Genomic DNA, 16,637 nt, shown 5'->3' with positions numbered 1-16,637 from the left:
GGGTTTGCCGCGCACCGCGGCCGCGTCCCCGATCGGTTCGGCCCCAGTGACAATGACCCGCTGCACGTCCGGGCAGCCCACGACGCTTCCTGAACCAGGTTTACGCGTGTTGGCCACGTAGGAGGGCACGAATACCGCGCCGATCGTGGCCGGGGCGAACCGCACCTCGAGGATCTCGGGCCGTTTCTGGTGTGAGCAGTCACTCGGGCGACCAGCAGGGCACCGACCATCGCGTCGCAGAACGACAGGACCTGCTCGCGGACGCGATCGCGACCGCCGACGGCGCGTTCGCGGCGAGCAGGACACCACCAGAACGGGGAGAAGTCGAGCGCCTACGCTGGACCAGCAAACGTTCTGCCATGGCGGCGACCCCCGTCGCGCCGGCCCTACCATCCACATCGGAGCCGGATGCCCGAGAGCCCTGCCTCGCGGCGGTCAGGGAATGGAGTGCGCCGGGGACTGGCGGGCAAGGAGGAAGCCGCGAACGTGATCCTGGGCGGAGCGGCGGTGGGCGTCCGAGATGCTGACGCAGCGCTCGAGGTCCATCGACTCGAGGGCCTCGATCAGTTCGCGGTGCTCGTGCCATGAGCGGGCGGCGTTGCGAGAGTCGTAGAGGTACAGAGCGCGATAGGACTCCGACAGCGTCCACAAACGGTCGATCATCTTGGTCATCAGGGGCGCGTCGCCGAGTTCGAAGACCGCGAAGTGGAATCGGCGGTTCAGGGGTACGAAGTCCGCCAGATTCCCCGAGTCCGCGGCCTCGCGCATGCGGTCGTTGATGTCGTTGAGGTCCCGGATCTCCTCCGGGGATGGCTGGTGGATGTGACGTAACAGGTCGCTCTCGAGGAGGGTGCGCATGCGGTAGATCTCGTCGAGCAGCTCGACGCTGATCTTCGGGACCGTGTAGCCGCGGTTCTTGACGTACTCGACCGCACCCTCGGCGGCGAGGATCCCGAGCGCCTCGCGGACCGGGATGCGGCTCATGCCCAGCGCCTGAGCGATGTCCTCCTGGTTGAGCTTCTCGCCGGGCGTGAACCGTCCCGCGACGATCCCGTCGCGCAGGTACCCGAGTGCCGCAGCCACTCCGTCGGACCTCATGTTCACTCCCTCATCCGCCACCGCACACAGCGAACCGCATACACGATGGCATACCCGGCCTCATCGGCGTTGCCCGAACCGTCGGCCCAGGTACTCCGACGCGATCCTCGTCCGCTGGATCGCCGGCGTCCCGCCAGCGATCGCCCAGCCGGCCGCGTCACGCATGTACCGCTCGACGTGATATTCGCGGTGGTAGCCGTAGCCACCGTGGAGCTCCATCGCGGTCGCGGTCACGCGCTTGGCCATCTCGTTGGCGAAGCACTTCGCGACCGACACCTGCCCGACGTCCGGCAGCGGATTCGCCGACATCGCCGCCCGCCAGATCAACAGCCGCGCCGCCTCGACCTGCATCACCATGTCCGCCAGCTGGGTCTGTACCGCCTGGAACTCCACGATATCCCGGCCGAACTGCTGTCGCTCCTGGACGTAGGCGGCCGTCCGGTCGAGCGCGGCCTGCGCGAGCGACAGGCTCATCGTCGCGTTGCCGAGCCGCTCGATCGAGAACGCGCCGAACAGCCGGGAGAACCCGCCCGCGGGCACCACCACATCGGATGCCGGCACGCGCACGTTGTCGAAGAACATGTCCGCGGATGGCACGCCGCGGAAGCCCATCAGCTGTTCCCGCGGTCCGAACGTCAGGCCTGGCGCGTCCTTCGGGACGATCACCGCGCCGATGCCGGCCGCGCCGCGCTCGTCGGACAGGCGGAGGTACACGAGGTAGTACTCCGCGGCGCCCGCGCCGGAGCACCACCTCTTCTGCCCGTTGATGACGATCGTGTCGCCGTCGACCTTGCCGCGGGTCAGCATGTCGGTCGCGGCGCTGCCCGCGTTGGGTTCGCTGATCGAGATGGCCATGGTGGCCTGGCCGGCGACGATCTCGGGCAGGTAGCGCGCACGCTGTTCCTCGGTGCCGTACAGCTCGACGACGCGCGCGGGTCCGGTGTTGGCCTCGAAGATCTGGAACGCCGGGAGTGAGCACCGCTTGGCGACCTCCTCGACGACTACCAGCGCGTCCATCAGGCTGCCGCCGCTGCCGCCCCACTGCTCGCCGATGGCGATGCCGAGGTAACCGAGCTCACCGAGTCGGCGGCGTTCCTCATCGGGCAGGTGGGTGGCGGCCGCGTCCCATTCCAGCGCCTTGTCGGCGTAGTAGCGGTCAGCCACCGCGCCTGCACTTTCCCTCAGCTGCATCTGTTCCGCGGTCAGGTGACTCATCGAACGCCTCTCTCTGTTCAGTGGTCAAATCTGCGCGTCCCAATCGCGCACGAGCCGGGTCATCGCTTTGGCGGCCAGTGCCGCGTCGACGCTGGCGAGTACGCCGATCGTCGCCAGTTCGTAGTTCGCGTCGGTTGACACGACCGCACGGCGAGGCAGCAGTAGGTCCGGTGGGCCCGCAAGCGCAGCCGCCATCGTGGTGCCGTCGTCGCGGCTGAGCACTCCGCCGGTCGCCACGACCCGGCCGGCATCGCGCAGGTCGCGACCGACGGCGTGGGCCTCGACGCCGCCGCCGACCGACGGCAGCAGGACCAGGTGCCCGACGTGACGCTGGAGCGCGAGTGTGGCGCAGGTCGTGGCCAGCCACCGGTCGACCTGGCCGCGCGGGTCGATGAGCGTGACGTCGCGCACCCGCTGGGCGAGGTGCTCATCCAGGCCGGTGGGCTCGTCGAGGCCCGCACGACGCGCCGCCTCCCGCGCCGCTTCGGCGCTCTCCCGCATGCCCAGGTCGGCCTCGACCGTGCGGGTCGACTGCTCAGCCATCCTCATTCCCGCCGACGGGGTCGCGACCTGCCCGGGCGCGAGGACGGAGTGGACGTCGGTCGTCGCACCGCCGACGTCAACCACGAGCGCGCCTCGGTCGTCGGTGTGGGACAGCAGCCGCGCCGCGCCGAGCACGGCTGCCGGGGTCGGCTGGCGCACCTCGAACGCGCGGGTCTTCTCCCCGGTCACCCGCCCGATCACGGTGTCCAGGAAGATCCGGCGGACAGCCGCGCGCACCGGTTCGGCGTTGAGCGTGCCGACGTCAGGCATGATGTTGTCGACCACCTCGGCGCGGTGGCCGGCGCGGGTGAGCGTCTCGGAGCAACGGCGGGCGACCTGCCGGTTACACGCCACCACCACCGCCAGCGGGCGGCGGACCTCCGCCAGCGCCTCGGCGAAACCCACCGCCGCGTCGGCGTCCCCGCCGTCGCTCCCGCCGGTGAGCAGGATGACATCGGCTGCGCACTCCTCCAGATCCACGACATCGGTGTCGGTCAGCGGAAAGCTGTAGTCGCCGACGATCCGCCCGCCCGCGCCGAGGGCAGCGGTGCGCGCGGCTTTTCGGGTGAACGTCTGGGTGAGGCCCAGCGCCACGATCCGCAGACCGCCGGCCGCGCTTGAGCACGCCGGGACGCGGCCGCGGATGTCGATGCCGGCCGAGGACGCGAGGTCGCCCAGCCTCAGGCCGAGGTCCGGCGCGGCGGTCGGCACCTGATCGCCCCACACCAGGTCGCCGCCGGTGTCGTAGGCGCGGACCTTGGTGAACGTGCTGCCGATATCCGCGAGAACCACGGTCATGGCAGCGGGACACCCAACGCGGCGAGGACCCCGACATGTTGCTGGCAGCCGTAGAGGTCGAGGTCACCCGCCGAACCGGCCGGGAGCGCGCGCCCGACGGAGAGCTTCACGGCCGCGGCCGTCTCGTCCAGATACACCCGCACGTCCTCGCCCGCGACGGGGCCGAGCGCGGGCTCGAGCGTCCCGGACGTCAGGTCGGCGTGGAGGCGGACGGCGTCGGCGGGGTCGTCGAACATCACGTCGATCGTGAGCGTGAACGGCCCGGCGTTCTTGCTGCGCACCATGATCGGCCGGTAGGTCGTGCTGGGCACCGTGGTCACTCCGCCACCTCCACGAGAGGGCCGTTGCTGATCGAGAAGATGTCGCTGACGACGACGTCGTAGACCGACTTGGCCGTGCGTGCGAGCCGCCGCTCCATCGCGTCGCTGTGGAACTTCCGGCACCAGTCGGGGATCGGCAGCCGGCCAAAGTCGACGAACCGCACGGCGCCCTCGGAATCGCGCGCGGTGACGACCTCGCCGCGGCAGGTCCGGCTCGCCGCGAACGGCACGTCGAGTACGCCCAGCTCCAGCGCCCGCGCCGAACCGCGGCCCGGGTTTCCCTCGCCGAGATCGAGAACCGCGTCGACGATCGCGTGTAGCTCGGCGGTGATCAGCGCGTACTCGCGCTCCACCCCCTCGTCCTCGCGAGTCAGCTCCGGCTGAGGGCCGAGCAGGTCCACCACGTGGCGAATCGCCCGCAGCGAGGCGGCGTTCGCCTCGGGATCGGGGATCCCGACGCCCTCCTGCACTGAGTTGCTGATGAACTCGTCAGCACCGGAGAGCATGCCCGACACGGCGGTGTAGGAGATCAGCCCGAAGGCGCGGGCCTCGTCGGCCGGGTAGCGGCCTGCCCACGTCTTGCGCACCATCGTCACCACCGCGTCGTCCACACCGGCCTGGGCGAGGTAGTGCTCGACGGCGTCCCGGATGGCGCGCAGGCTCGCAACGTCCTGGCGGAGGTTACCCATCAGCCGGGAGTCGACGGCGAAATGCCGACAGCCGCGCGCGGCCGCGATCAGGCATTCCAGCACGGCACCCGCGCCCAGCAGCGACGCGGGGAACGGCGTGGAGTTGCCCAGGCCGTGGACCTGCAGGCCGACGGGCGCACCCTGACGCGCATACCAGGACGCCAGCGAGAACACGTAGCCCCAGTTGGCGACCGACTGCTCGACGGTCACCGCCGAGGAGTAGTGGACAAGGTAGTACAGCGGCCCGGCCGTGATACTTGAAATGCCGGCCGCGAACGCCATCTCGGCGGCAAGCCGAGGGTCCGTCGACCCGATCCGCAGCTCGATCGGCCTATCCACAGTGGATACGAGGTCCCGGGTCACGGTGAGTGGGTGGTTGACGATCGGATAGCCGTTGAGCGGTAGCGGTCCGTCGCCGTGCTCGGCGAGCATGGTGGCCACCTCGTCGAACTTGAGGTTGCGCGTCTGACTGTCCACCTGCGTCGGGAGTATGTCGGCGGTTCCCTTGTCCCGCAGCACGGTCAGCGCATCGGTGTGCTGCTTCACCCCGCCGAATCCGGCGAGTGGCTCAAGAAGCACCCGGCCAGAGCGCCTGGCCTCGGCGCGGACCTGGGCCACCCTGCGGTGCGCCGGCTCCGCCACGACGAAATCGGCTATCTCTGCAAGGTCCAGCTGCTCGGCGGCCGGCGGATACTGGGCAAGTACGGTGGCGCGGTCGGACAGCCCTTCTGGTGTGGCGGTCACCTGGACTCACCCCGCAGAGCGAGGTCCTGCTCCAGGTCGCTGAGGACCTGCTCGATCGGGACATCGGAGTCGTAGATGCGGTCGAACCCGAGGCGGTCGACGAACAGCGCCACGACTTCCTCCCAGGGCGGACGGCCGATCGTGAGCTGCCCGCCCCCGTACAGCAGGACGTGCCCCATACCGGCCTCGACCAGCGCGTCGCGCAGTCCCGCGAGCGAGAACTGCGCATGCCCGTTGAGCGATGAGGCGAAGACAGCGTCGGCTTTCGACTCCCGCGCCGCGTCGACGAACTCGGCTGGAGCAACCAGCGCGCCCAGGCTCACGACGTCATGCCCAGCGTGCCGCAACCCCATCTCGACGAGCCGGATCCCGATGACGTGGACGTCGTCACCGGCCGCACCCGTGACCACGGTTCCCATCAGTTCTTCCCTTCCGACGCGATCTCCAGCCCAGCGGCGTCGATGAGCCACGGCTCGCCGCGGACGTCGAACAGCACCGGGTTGACGTCGAGCTCGGTGAGACCCGGCCGGTCGAGGAAGTACCCGGCCAGGGCCGACACCACCCGTACCAGCTCGCCGGTCGCGTCCCCGGGCAGCGTGTCGAGCAGCTCGCCGAGCAGGGTCGCACGCAGCCCCCGCGCCAAGTCGTCCGGCGCGATCGGCAGGGTCCAGTGGCGGACCGCTTTCAGCGGTTCAGCGAGTCGCCCGCCGAGGCCGATCGTCGCGACCGCGCCGAACGTGCGGTCGCGGTGGAATCCGACGAACACCTCCAGTGCCGCGTGCAGGTATCGCTGAACCTGCACCCGCGGTGGGTGGTCGCCGAACCGGTCACCGATGAGCCGGCCCGCCGCCGCGGCGAGGTCGTCCCGCACGATCGGACCGACATCGATGTTTCCGGCGGCCGCCTTGTGCAGATCGTCGGTGATGAGCTTGAGCACGAACGGCCCCGGCCCGATGTCCGGGCCCGGCAACGACTCGGCCGGCACCTCGGCACGCGGTACGACCGGGAGCCCCAGCGCCGCGAAGTCCGCCAGCAGCGCGACGTCGGTGAGCACCTCGGCCGTCGGGCCACCCTCGTGCGGGGTGGCCGAGGAGGCCAGCTCCGCGGCGGGGCGCGGGTCGCCAAGGCGCGGCGTGGCCAGCGCCGAGACGGCGGAGGCGAGCGTGTCGAACGTGACGATCGCCGCCTCACGCAACAGCTCACCGGCCGTTCCGCGCAGTGGCGGCGGGGCGAAGAGCACCACCATCGGCGCCGCCGCGTCCGGCCGAGCCGCCATCGCGCGGGTGAGGCCCGTGACGGTTTCCTCCAGCTTCGCGCCGGTGACCATCGTGATGATCACGAGGACCACGTCGACCTCGCCGGAATCCATGAGCAGGCCCCACGCCCGGGGAATGAGGCCCGGGTCCGTCGCGGCCGCAGCGGTGACGTCGACCGGGTTGGCCGTCGCCGCCGTCGGGCCGAGGAGACCGTCGAGCGCCTGCCGGGTGGCGAGGGAGAACTCCGGCACCGTAATCCGTTCGTCGCCGAGAAGATCGGCGGCGACGACCCCGGTACCGCCGGACGTCGACAACACGGCGACCCGGCGCCGGTCCGCCGCGGGCGGCAGTGACGCGACCGCCACCAGCTCGTGCAGGTCGCGGGCCAGGTCGATGCCGAGGTCCCGGCAGATGTGCTCGAGGACCGCGCCGTTCGACGCGAGCGCGGCGGTGTGCGACGCCGCCGCCTTCGTCCCGAGCTGTGTCCGACCGCCCTTCAGCAGCGCGAATCGGCCACCGGCGGCGAGGACGGCGTCGTTGGCACGGCGTAGTTGGTCGATCGACTCGATCTGCTCCAGGTAGGCGAGCACCGTGTCGACCTGCGGGTGGGAGATCGCGTGCGCGGTGAGTTCGGCCCAGTCGAGGTCGGCCTCGTTGCCTGTGCTGATCACCATCGCCGCCGGATTGCCTGTTCGGTCCAGCAGGGACGCCAGCGAGTACGCCACCGCCCCGCTCTGTGACACGACCGCCGTCCGACCGTACCGTTCGGACGATGCAGCCTCGAGGTAGTCGCTGAACGACCCGGCGAACCCGTCGACCCGACTCCAGATCCCCTGGCAGTTCGGGCCGACGACGCGCATCCCCCATCGGCGGGCCGCGACCAGCACCTCGGCCTCCAGATCGGCGCCCCCGGACTCGCCGAAGCCCGACGAGAGGATGACCGCGCGGCGGTGGCCGGCCGACCCGAGCTGGTCGATGGTCTCGGCCACCAGCGGCGCACGCACGGCGACGACCGCGAGCTCAGCGGCGGGCGAGGTGACGAGGTCTGTCGCGATCACACTCAGGTGGCCGGCCAGTGCGTCGTCGCGGCGGTCCGTGACAACCTCGACCGGTCCGGTGAAACCATGTTGGCGCAGATAACGCGCCATCTTCACCAGCGGCTTGTCACCCCGGTCAAACCGGCCGACGAGCCGCACCGACGCCGGCCGCACGAACCCGGCGAGATCGACGCTGCTCGTGTTGTCCACCGGAATGTCCACTTGACTCACGAATCCCCCTCGCAGGATCGACCGGGCCGGTCGTCGTCGCCCAGTGCAGGCTGGATTGTTCTGCACGGTGTGCTCATGAGCGGATCGTCATCACGAGGTCGCCGGACGAGCGGCGAGCGACGGTCGCGTCGGGACCGACGACGATCGAGGTGTTCTGGTCCTCGACCAGCAAGGGGCCAGCCATCCCGTCACCGTCTGGCAGGTCGTCGCGCCGCACGACCGGGATCTCCCCGTCCATGTCGAACGACGGCATGGTGACCCGTCGGGTCCGGTTCGGGGCCGCCTCGTCGAGCCGCACCTCCCAGCCGTGCTGGGCGCCGTTCGACTTGGACCGGGTGCGCAGCGTGAGCCGCCAGCTGACCAGCTCGATCTCCCCGTCCGGGGCGGCAACACCGTAGGCCGCGGCGTAGGTCTCTCCGAACGAAGCCCTCACCCGCTCGCTGTCGCCGTCGGCGACAGCCGACAACGACACCGGAACGTTCAGCACGAAGCCCTGCCCGCGAAGCTTCATGTCGGCGACGAGTTCGATGACCTGCTCGTGCGGCCCGAGGCCGGTGGCGAGCCGGGAGAGCCGGCTCTCGGCCTCCTCGCGCAGTTCCGCGAGCACCTGGCGCTGCCGCTCCCAGTCCAGTGTGGACAGCTGGCCGGTAGATGTGCGCACGAGGTCCACTCGCGACTCCGCGACGGTGAACCCGTACGCCGACAACACGCCCGCGCCGGCCGGGAAGTGCACGCGCGGCACGCCGAGGCGCTTGGCGAGGAAGTACGCGTGCGTCGGCCCCGCGCCGCCGAATGCGACCATGTCGAACGCGCGCAGATCGATGTTGCGCTCCGCCGCGTGCAGTCGCGCCGCCTGCGCCATGGACTCGATGACCTGGTTGAGGATCCCCTCGGCCGTCCGCGCGGCATCCAGGTCGCCGCCGACCTCGCTCGCCAGCCGGTCGATCGCGGCCCGGGAGAGCTCTCGATCGAGGCTGAGGTGACCGCCGAGCTTCGCGTCGGCGCCGATGAGCCCGGTGAACACGTCGGCATCGGTGACCGTCGGTTCCTCGCCTCCCCGCCCGTAGCAGGCCGGCCCGGGCTGCGCGCCCGCGCTCTGAGGGCCCACCGCCAGCAGGCCCATCGCGTCGACGTGCGCGATCGAGCCGCCGCCCGCGCCAATCTCGATCATCTCAAGCACCGTGATCGACAGGGGCAACCCGGACCCGGGCTTGAACCGCTCCAATCGGGCGGCCTCGAACGTGTACGCCATCCGCGGCCGGCGCTCCTGCAGGAAGCACAGCTTGGCTGTGGTACCACCCATGTCGAAGGACAACACGTTGTCCACTTCAGACAGATTGGCGAGATAACCCGCGGCGATCGCGCCTCCCGCCGGCCCCGACTCGACGAGTGCGACGGGGCGACGGCAGGCCTCCGGGACGTCGACGAACCCACCGTTGGACGTCATGATGTGCGGTTCCGGCGTGAGGCCGGTCGCGGCCAGCTCGCCCGCGAGGCGGCCGAGGTAGTCCGACGCGAGCGGCATCACGTAGGCGTTCGCGCTGACGGTGCTGGTGCGCTCGAACTCACCGATCTCCGGCGCGACGTCGTGCGACGTGGTCACCGGGAAGTCAGTACCGAGCTCGCGGCGGACGACCTCGCTGACGGTTTCCTCGTGGGCGCCGTTGGCGTAGGAGTGCAGCAGACTCACGGCGATCGCCTCGGCACCGGCGTCGACCGCCTCGCGTGCCTTGCGGGCGATCTCGGCCTCGTCGACGGGGGTGAGCTCGGTACCGTCGGCCAGCAAGCGACCGCCGATTCCGAGCCGCCGGTTACGCGGCGTCAGCGGCTCAGGCGTCCGCAGGTGCAGGTCGAACACGTCGTAACGGATCTCCGTCCCCATCTCGGCGACATCACGGAAACCCGTGTTCGTGAGCAGCGCCGTAGGCCGACCACGGCGCTCGATGAGCGCGTTGGTGATCACGGTCGTCCCATGCAGGATCGAGTCGACATCACCCGGTGCGCGCCCAGCTGTCTCACACGCCGACAACACGCCCTCGACAACACCCCGGACGAGATCGTCAGGGGTGCTGAGCACCTTGGCCGTGACGACGGTGCCGGTCTCCGTGTCGAGGAGGACTACGTCTGTGAACGTGCCACCGATGTCAACACCCGCGAGCAGCATGTCAATTCTCCTGTCCCGCCGCAGCGGTCTCGAATCCGTAATCCTTCGCGGCGCTCGCGGGGGTCACGTAACCCAGCTCGACGTCGCGAGCGATATCGGCGGGGTCGCGGTCACTGGGGCTGCCGAAGCCGCCGCCGCCCGCGAACGTCAGGCTCACCCGGTCGCCTTTCACCAGCCGCATCCGGCCCTTCGCCGGAATCTCGTCCGTCCCATTGAGACGGAGCCGCGACTGCGCGCCCGGCGCCCCTCCGAGGAGGCCCTGCGCGGGGTGGGCGACCCGGTCGAACTGCGTGCGCAGCTCGACGCCGTTCTCGTCGAGCACCTCGAGCTCCACCTGCTGGCCGAGGCCACCGCGCCGCGCGCCGGCCCCGCCGCTGTCGGGCAGGAGCTCCCGCACGTGATAGAGAACCGGCGCGTTCGCCTCGATGGTCTCGGTGGACGTGCCGCCCGCGTTGGTCGGGAAGCCGGTCGTCGGCAGCCCGTCCTCACGGGCTGTCGCCCCCATCCCGCCGTTGTGGAACAGCATTTGCACGTACGGCTCGCCCTCGGCGCTGGTGCCACTGACCGTCGCGCGCAGCCCCGGGCACGACCCCGCCTCGGCGATCACGAGGTCCGGGACAACGCCGGCGAGCGCGTTCATCACGGCGGCGGCAACGAGATGCCCGCTCATCGAGCGCGCGTTCACCGCGGCCGGGAACGTGGCGTCGACGATCGTGCCTGGCCGGGTGACGACCTCGATGGGCGTGTACGAACCCTCGTTCTTCGGCGTCTCGGGGTCGACGGCGCACTTCACGGCGTAGCAAGCGAAGGCGAAGCAGTAACCGTAGGTGGAGTTGATGCCGATGGGGCTCTGCGGCGAGCTTTCCGTGAGATCGATCCGCAAGGCGTCCCCAACCCGCTCAATCGTCGCCACGATGCGCACCGGGTCGTCGCCGTAGCCGTCGGCGGTGACCTCGCCACGGGACACGACGCCCTCCGGCACCACCCGCATCGCCTCGATCATCCGCGCCCGCGCGCGGGCTTGGATGCGGCGGCCGATGTGGTCGAGCGAATCGAGGTCCAGGTCCGACAGCAGCCCGTTGACGCCCTCGCTCGTGCGTACGCACGCCGCGATCTGTGCCTCGATGTCGCCCCAGACCTGCTCAGGCAGGCGGGTGTTCGCCTCGACGATCGCGCGGATGTCGGGGTTGCGCACGCCCGCGGTCGCGATCCGCACGTAGGGAAGGCGCAGTCCCTCCTCGAAGACGTCCCGCCCGGTGGCGACGTAACCGGCGCCGCCGATATCGGTCTTGTGTGCGGCGTTCACGGCGAACCCAATGTGGCGCCCGTCGCGGAACAGTGGCATGAGGACCGTCGTGTCCGGCAGATGGCCGGTGTTCATCCACGGGTCGTTGGTGAGGAAGAGGTCGCCGGGCCGGAACGGCTCGTCGCCGACGTACTCGATCAGGCCCTTGGTGACCCTTCCCATGATCCCGGAGAACGACGGGACGCCGATGGTGTTCTCGGCGATCGCGTCCCCGGACGGCGACAACAGCGCGCAGGCGAAGTCGTTGGACTCACGCACGACGGTGGAGAACGACGAGCGCTTGAGTACGGTCGCGGCCTCGTCGACAACCGAGACGAGCCTGGTCCAGGCGATACCCAGCCCGATCTCGTCCAATTCGTTGGTCATGTGGACTGTCCCTTTCCGATTGTCACGGTGTCGAGGACCCCGACCTCGGACACGTGGTTCAGCTCCAGCAGGTGATAGACGCTGAACTCGTAGGCCGGTCCGACGGACACGACCTCCGGCGAGAACGGGAAGGCCACGTTGCCCCCGTTGTTCAGCAACCCCTCATACGAGGCGTGCAGGAGATACTGCTTCGCGGCACCAGCGGCCGACATCGCCTCGTCCTCAGTGGATGCGACAACGTCGAGCAGCACCGAAGCCGGGTAGGCCACACCGTCCTGCGCGGCCGTCCCTCCACTCCAGACGATGCGCAGCTGCGCGCCCGAGGTCACCCGCCGCACGGCCGCACGCACCTCCTCGTCGATCTCGGCGCGGCGGGCGAAAACGCACGGGTCCAGCACGCCGGCGACCGAAAGAGCCCGCCAGCCGCGACGGCGCGCGCCTTCGATCTTCACCGCGTAGCCGTCAGCCGGCACCCACGTCGACCCTGACACCCGCACAGCGTCGTCAGGAAGCTGCTCGTAGCGCGCATCGCGGAGATCCACATGCCCGCCCGGCTCGACGATGCGGCTGGGATCGGACTGCTCGTAGAAGGCGTGTGCGGCGACGCTGCGTGGTGTGCATGGCCGGTTCTCTCCACAGGAGCGGAAGTCGAACGCGCCCGGCCGGAGCACCCCGAGCGAGGCGTCCCGCCCTGGCCGCGCTGCCGCGAGTGACGTGCACTCCAGGATCTTCGCGGCATGCGTAGCCGTCGCCCGGTCGATCCCGTGCCGCATCGCGTAGGCCGAGAAGATCGCCGTGTCGAGGCTGCGTCCGGAAAGGACGACGTCGGGCTCGAACTCGAGCGCGTCCAGCCACCGCTCGGGGCCTACCTGACCGACGACGACCTCGGTGGCGTCAAGGACCTCCTCGGTGAGCGGCGGTACGTGCGGCAGGCTCCGCACCCGTCCGGCCCGAAGGCGCTCCCGCAGCAGTTCCCGGTCGACCTGTGTCCGCATCGTGACGACCCGGGCGGTCCGGCCCTGGTCGGCGAGGACACGGTCGGCCAGGTCAAGGACGTGGGCGAGCTGGTCGTCGCGTCCAGCCGTGCCGGCGTTGCCGATGAGCGCCGGAACACCGGCCGACCGGGCGGCGCCGAGCACGAGGGCGAGGTCGTGGACGATGCCAGACTCTCCGGCCGCGACCTTGCCCGACCCGAGGTAGTGCGGGCCAGGGTCGATCGAGCCCATGTCGGCGCCGATCATGTCCGGCCGTTCGGCGACCCCCGCCTCGAAGGCGGGCACCGGAATGCCGTAGCCGAGCTGCCCGGAGGCGGCGAGGAGCCGCACGGTGTCGTTGGCGGGCGTCATACGGTCTCCTCTTCGAGGGTCACGGCCGCCAGACGCGCCTTCCGTGCCGCGCGCGCCAATGCGACCCAGGCGAGGACGACGGCGACCGTGCAAGCGACGCCGAGAATGTCGGTGACGGTGTTCGGGAACATCAGCAGGACGCTGCCGACCCCGGCGACCACCCGCCACAGCAGCGCCGCACCGCTGTTGTCGTTCTTGCGGCCGAAGCCCTGAATCGCGATGACGGCAAGGCCCACCACGGGGATCGCCCGCAGGATCGCCGTGGTGACGTCCAGGAAGCTGCCGTCCATCAGCATGCCCGGGACCGTGATGAGCATGATCGGCAGCAGGAACTTCGACACCGCGAGCCGCATCGCCACCCACGACGACTCCCAGAAGCCTGAGCCGGCGATGGTCGACGCCACCACGACCGTCGGTGCGACCGGTGGTGAGATCTGCGAGAGCATCGCGCCGTACAGCACGAACAGATGCGCGCCGAGCTCCGGGGCGCCCAGCTCCACGAGCGCGGGCGCGACCATCACGGCCATGATCACGTACGAGGTGACGACCGGAAGACCGATACCCAGGATGATCGCCGCGGCGAGTCCGATGAAGATCATCGCGATGAGGCTGCCGCCCGCCAGGTCGATCAGGCCGCTGGAGAACGTGAGCCCGAGCCCGGTGAAGTTGATGATGCCGCCGATGACCGACGCGACGACGATGATGACGGCGATCGACCCGCCCATCAGACCGCCGTCGACCCCCGCGGACAGCAACGACTTCCAGGACATCCGGCGCTTGGTGAAGAACAGGATGACCGGCACCGACAGCACCGAGAGCAGCCCGGCGCGCTCCGGCGGGAACTGCAGGAGGAGCAGGGCGAGCAGAACCAGCGGCGGAAGCAGGTAGAACCAGCCGGTCTTCGCCACGTCCCGCACCCGCACCCGGTCGCCCTCCTCGGCTCCGCCGATGCCGGACCGTAGCGCCTCGAGGTGCACGGACATGAACAGCGACAGGTACAGCAGGATGGCGATCGGGATGGCCGCGATCACGATCTCGCCCCACCCGACACCGAGCATCGACGCCACGATGAAGACCAGGCCGGCCATGAACGGCGGGGTGACCTCGCCGCCCATCGCCGCCACCGACTCGACGCCCGCGGCGAACTTGGGCTTGAAGCCGGACCGCTTCATCATCGGGATGGTGAACTGGCCGGTCGACGCGGTGTTCGCGATCGAGGACCCGGGCACCATGGCGAAGGCGGCGCTGGCGACGACCGCGACCTTGGCCGCGCCCCCGCGGGTGCGCCCGAACGCCGCGCTCGCGAGCCGCGCGTAGAAGTCGGTGGCGCCGGAATGTTTCAGGACCGCCCCGAACAAGATGAAGATGAAGATGAACGTGGCGGACACGCCGGTGACCGGGCTGTAGATGCCCTCCGCGGTGAGGAACAGCCGGTCGAGGAGGCGGTCGAAGTCGATCCCGCGGGCCTGCAGGAAGCCGGGGAACGCGTAGGCGAAGTGCGCGTACAGGAAGAAGATCAGCGCGATCGTCGGCATCAGGATCCCGACGATCCGCGCACTGGCGATGTAGAGCGCCAACAGCATGAACGCGCTGGCGGCCAGTACCCACAGCGGCTTGTCGGTACCGGCGAGCGCGGACTGCTCGTAGTAGGAGCCGACCGCGACGGCCGAGATCGCCGCGACGACGACCGCTGCCCCGACGCCGGCGATCACCGACCACCGCGCAGGTCTGGTCCGACCCGAGCGGGTGAGCCCGATACCCTTCCAGATCAGGACGATGGCGAGCGCGAATCCGACGTGGATGATGAACTTGCCGTGCTGGCTGACGAACCGGTAGTCCACGGTCACCAACTGGAAGACCGACATGGCTAGGGCGAGCACGGCCACCACGGAGGCGATGCCGCCCTGCCGGATCCTGGGGAGCGAGTTCGCGTCCAGCTCCCCCGCCGCCACGTCGGCGGTGTCCGTGCCGGTCATTGGGGGATCACGTCTGCGGCGGGCGAGGGCTCCACACCGATCGAGCGCAGGAAGTCGAACCCGGTCCTGGCATCACCCGGGGCGAGCAGCCGGTCGATCGGAACGGTGTGGGTGATTGTGTCCCTCCCCGCGAAGACGGCGTTCACGAACGCGCGCAGCTTCTGCTCGTCGACGTCGTTGCGGGTAACGAGATAGGAACCCAGCGCGAGCGTGTGGCTGTCCTTGTCGGTTCCCTTGTACGTGCCGCCCGGGATCGTGTACGGCGTCCAGAACGGCCGCTTCTCGTGGATCTTGGCGATGTCGGCTTCGGACAGGTCGAGCAGTCGGACGGCATGCTGGTTCGCGAACTGCGCGACCGACGACAGCGGAACCGCGGAGGGGATGTTGACCGCCTCGACGTTTCCGTCGACCAGTGCCTGAAGGCCCGGCTCGACGTGCATCGGCTTGGGCTCAATGTCGTCGAACGTCAGGTCCCAGCCCGCCTGCAGCAGGTCGCGGTTGTTGGCCTCCATACCGGACTTCGGGTTGCCGGTCGCGACCGACTGTCCCTTGAGGTCGGCGGGGCTCTTGACCGCCGAATCGCCGCTGACCACCCAGTGCATGACACTCGGATAGGCGTTGAACAGAACCCGCAGCTTGCTGGTGTCCGCGCCGCTTTCCGCGTACTCCGCGAGTGTCCCGGCGTCGACGAAGCCGAGCTCGATTTCGCCTCGGTTCAACAGCTCGATGTTTTCCTCGGACGACCCTGCAGACACCTGCGCGGTGATCCGCAGGTCGTCAACGGCCTTGTTGGACACCTCCGCCATCGCGGCACCGACCGCGTAGAAGGTGCCACCGGTGGGCGCGGTGCCCATGAGCCAGAGGTTGTTGTTGCCCGCGTTACCGCCTCCGCACGCGGTCATACTCGCCAGTAGCGCACCGGCGGCCAGGACAACGCTGATCCTTCGAACCTTCATGCCGTGCTCCCGTCCAAATTTTGCATGCAGAGTTGCATACGCTCTCCGAGCGAGTCAACAGTCCGCAGCGAATTTGAATGCAAGATCGTATTCATTTCGGGACCTGATCGAGTACAAAGCCGCGGACGTCATCACGCTGCTGATTCGGCGGGCCGACGCGCTGGGTGAGCCACGAGCAGGTCAGCGAGCCATACCGACGGCTGTTTCGCGACGTGTACGGCCGGACGAACGGTGAGCTCGGCTTCCCGGATGACGACGAAGCCGACGAGGTCGCCAAGCTGCGGTCACGGCTGGCGCTGGCGCAGCGTCGACGCGGGCGCTGTAGAGGCGTTTCGTCAGCAGGTCGACTACGTCCGACGCGGCGACCGGCAGGTCGGAGGGATCACTCTGCTGGATCAGCTCCACAGCCTGATCAAGTAGCTCGAGGGCCTCCTCAGCTACAGCACGGCCCGAGGTCAGCGGGAGGCGCTGGCGCAGGTCCTCGTGGAAGCGTCCACGCTGGCCGGCTGGATGTCGCTCGACCGGAACGCCCACAGAAGGGGGGCACTACGAGCGCGCTAAGGCGGCGGCCCGCGAGTTCGGCTCGACCACC

The 16,637-nt window shown here is 69.6% G+C and carries 13 protein-coding genes; 1 reads left to right on the top strand and 12 read right to left on the bottom strand.

Annotation, left to right across the window (positions count from 1 at the left end; all coding sequences use genetic code 11):
- Positions 1–435 precede the first annotated feature (435 nt).
- The 12 genes from BA062_RS27340 to BA062_RS27285 all read right to left on the bottom strand — a co-directional run bounded on the left by BA062_RS27340 (position 436) and on the right by BA062_RS27285 (position 16,045).
- Positions 436–1,098: a GntR family transcriptional regulator gene (locus BA062_RS27340; RefSeq protein WP_146240095.1), complete on the bottom strand. Its 663-nt coding sequence runs from the start codon at positions 1,096–1,098 to the stop codon at positions 436–438.
- Between the two features lie 60 nt (positions 1,099–1,158).
- Positions 1,159–2,289 (bottom strand): acyl-CoA dehydrogenase family protein, encoded by a 1,131-nt coding sequence (locus BA062_RS27335; RefSeq protein ID WP_281271671.1) that lies wholly within the window; start codon positions 2,287–2,289, stop codon positions 1,159–1,161.
- A gap of 48 nt (positions 2,290–2,337) precedes the next feature.
- On the bottom strand, positions 2,338–3,654 hold the full coding sequence (locus BA062_RS27330) for a glutamate mutase L (RefSeq protein ID WP_110341634.1): 1,317 nt from the start codon (positions 3,652–3,654) through the stop codon (positions 2,338–2,340).
- Positions 3,651–3,974 carry a DUF4387 family protein gene (locus BA062_RS27325; RefSeq protein ID WP_110341632.1) on the bottom strand — a complete coding sequence of 108 codons (324 nt, stop codon included), beginning with the start codon at positions 3,972–3,974 and terminating at the stop codon, positions 3,651–3,653. Before BA062_RS27325 ends, BA062_RS27330 begins: the two co-directional genes overlap by 4 nt.
- Positions 3,971–5,407, bottom strand: coding sequence for a hypothetical protein (locus BA062_RS27320; RefSeq protein WP_110341630.1), 1,437 nt, complete (start codon positions 5,405–5,407; stop codon positions 3,971–3,973). Before BA062_RS27320 ends, BA062_RS27325 begins: the two co-directional genes overlap by 4 nt.
- The gene (gene glmS / locus BA062_RS27315) at positions 5,404–5,826 is read right to left on the bottom strand and encodes a methylaspartate mutase subunit S (protein WP_110341628.1); all 423 of its coding nucleotides are present in this window, start codon (positions 5,824–5,826) and stop codon (positions 5,404–5,406) included. The genes BA062_RS27320 and glmS overlap by 4 nt, the downstream gene beginning before the upstream one ends.
- On the bottom strand, positions 5,826–7,931 hold the full coding sequence (locus BA062_RS27310; protein ID WP_146240094.1) for an acetate--CoA ligase family protein: 2,106 nt from the start codon (positions 7,929–7,931) through the stop codon (positions 5,826–5,828). The genes glmS and BA062_RS27310 overlap by 1 nt, the downstream gene beginning before the upstream one ends.
- 73 nt (positions 7,932–8,004) lie before the next feature.
- Positions 8,005–10,095 (bottom strand): hydantoinase/oxoprolinase family protein, encoded by a 2,091-nt coding sequence (locus tag BA062_RS27305; RefSeq protein ID WP_110341624.1) that lies wholly within the window; start codon positions 10,093–10,095, stop codon positions 8,005–8,007.
- Position 10,096: 1 nt separating this feature from the next.
- Positions 10,097–11,767 (bottom strand): hydantoinase B/oxoprolinase family protein, encoded by a 1,671-nt coding sequence (locus BA062_RS27300; protein ID WP_110341622.1) that lies wholly within the window; start codon positions 11,765–11,767, stop codon positions 10,097–10,099.
- Complete coding sequence (locus BA062_RS27295; RefSeq protein WP_110341620.1) at positions 11,764–13,113, bottom strand: acyclic terpene utilization AtuA family protein; 1,350 nt, start codon at positions 13,111–13,113, stop codon at positions 11,764–11,766. Before BA062_RS27295 ends, BA062_RS27300 begins: the two co-directional genes overlap by 4 nt.
- The gene (locus BA062_RS27290) at positions 13,110–15,089 is read right to left on the bottom strand and encodes a TRAP transporter permease (RefSeq protein ID WP_110341618.1); all 1,980 of its coding nucleotides are present in this window, start codon (positions 15,087–15,089) and stop codon (positions 13,110–13,112) included. The genes BA062_RS27295 and BA062_RS27290 overlap by 4 nt, the downstream gene beginning before the upstream one ends.
- On the bottom strand, positions 15,086–16,045 hold the full coding sequence (locus BA062_RS27285; RefSeq protein ID WP_110341616.1) for a TAXI family TRAP transporter solute-binding subunit: 960 nt from the start codon (positions 16,043–16,045) through the stop codon (positions 15,086–15,088). The genes BA062_RS27290 and BA062_RS27285 overlap by 4 nt, the downstream gene beginning before the upstream one ends.
- A 249-nt stretch (positions 16,046–16,294) precedes the next feature.
- On the opposite strand from BA062_RS27285, the gene BA062_RS40690 reads away from it, so the two are divergent.
- Positions 16,295–16,465: a hypothetical protein gene (locus BA062_RS40690; RefSeq protein WP_245960027.1), complete on the top strand. Its 171-nt coding sequence runs from the start codon at positions 16,295–16,297 to the stop codon at positions 16,463–16,465.
- Positions 16,466–16,637 lie beyond the last annotated feature (172 nt).

It is taken from the genome of Prauserella flavalba, from assembly GCF_003202235.1.
GTDB lineage: Bacteria > Actinomycetota > Actinomycetes > Mycobacteriales > Pseudonocardiaceae > Prauserella_A > Prauserella_A flavalba.
This window is presented reverse-complemented; position numbering and strand designations above follow the sequence as displayed.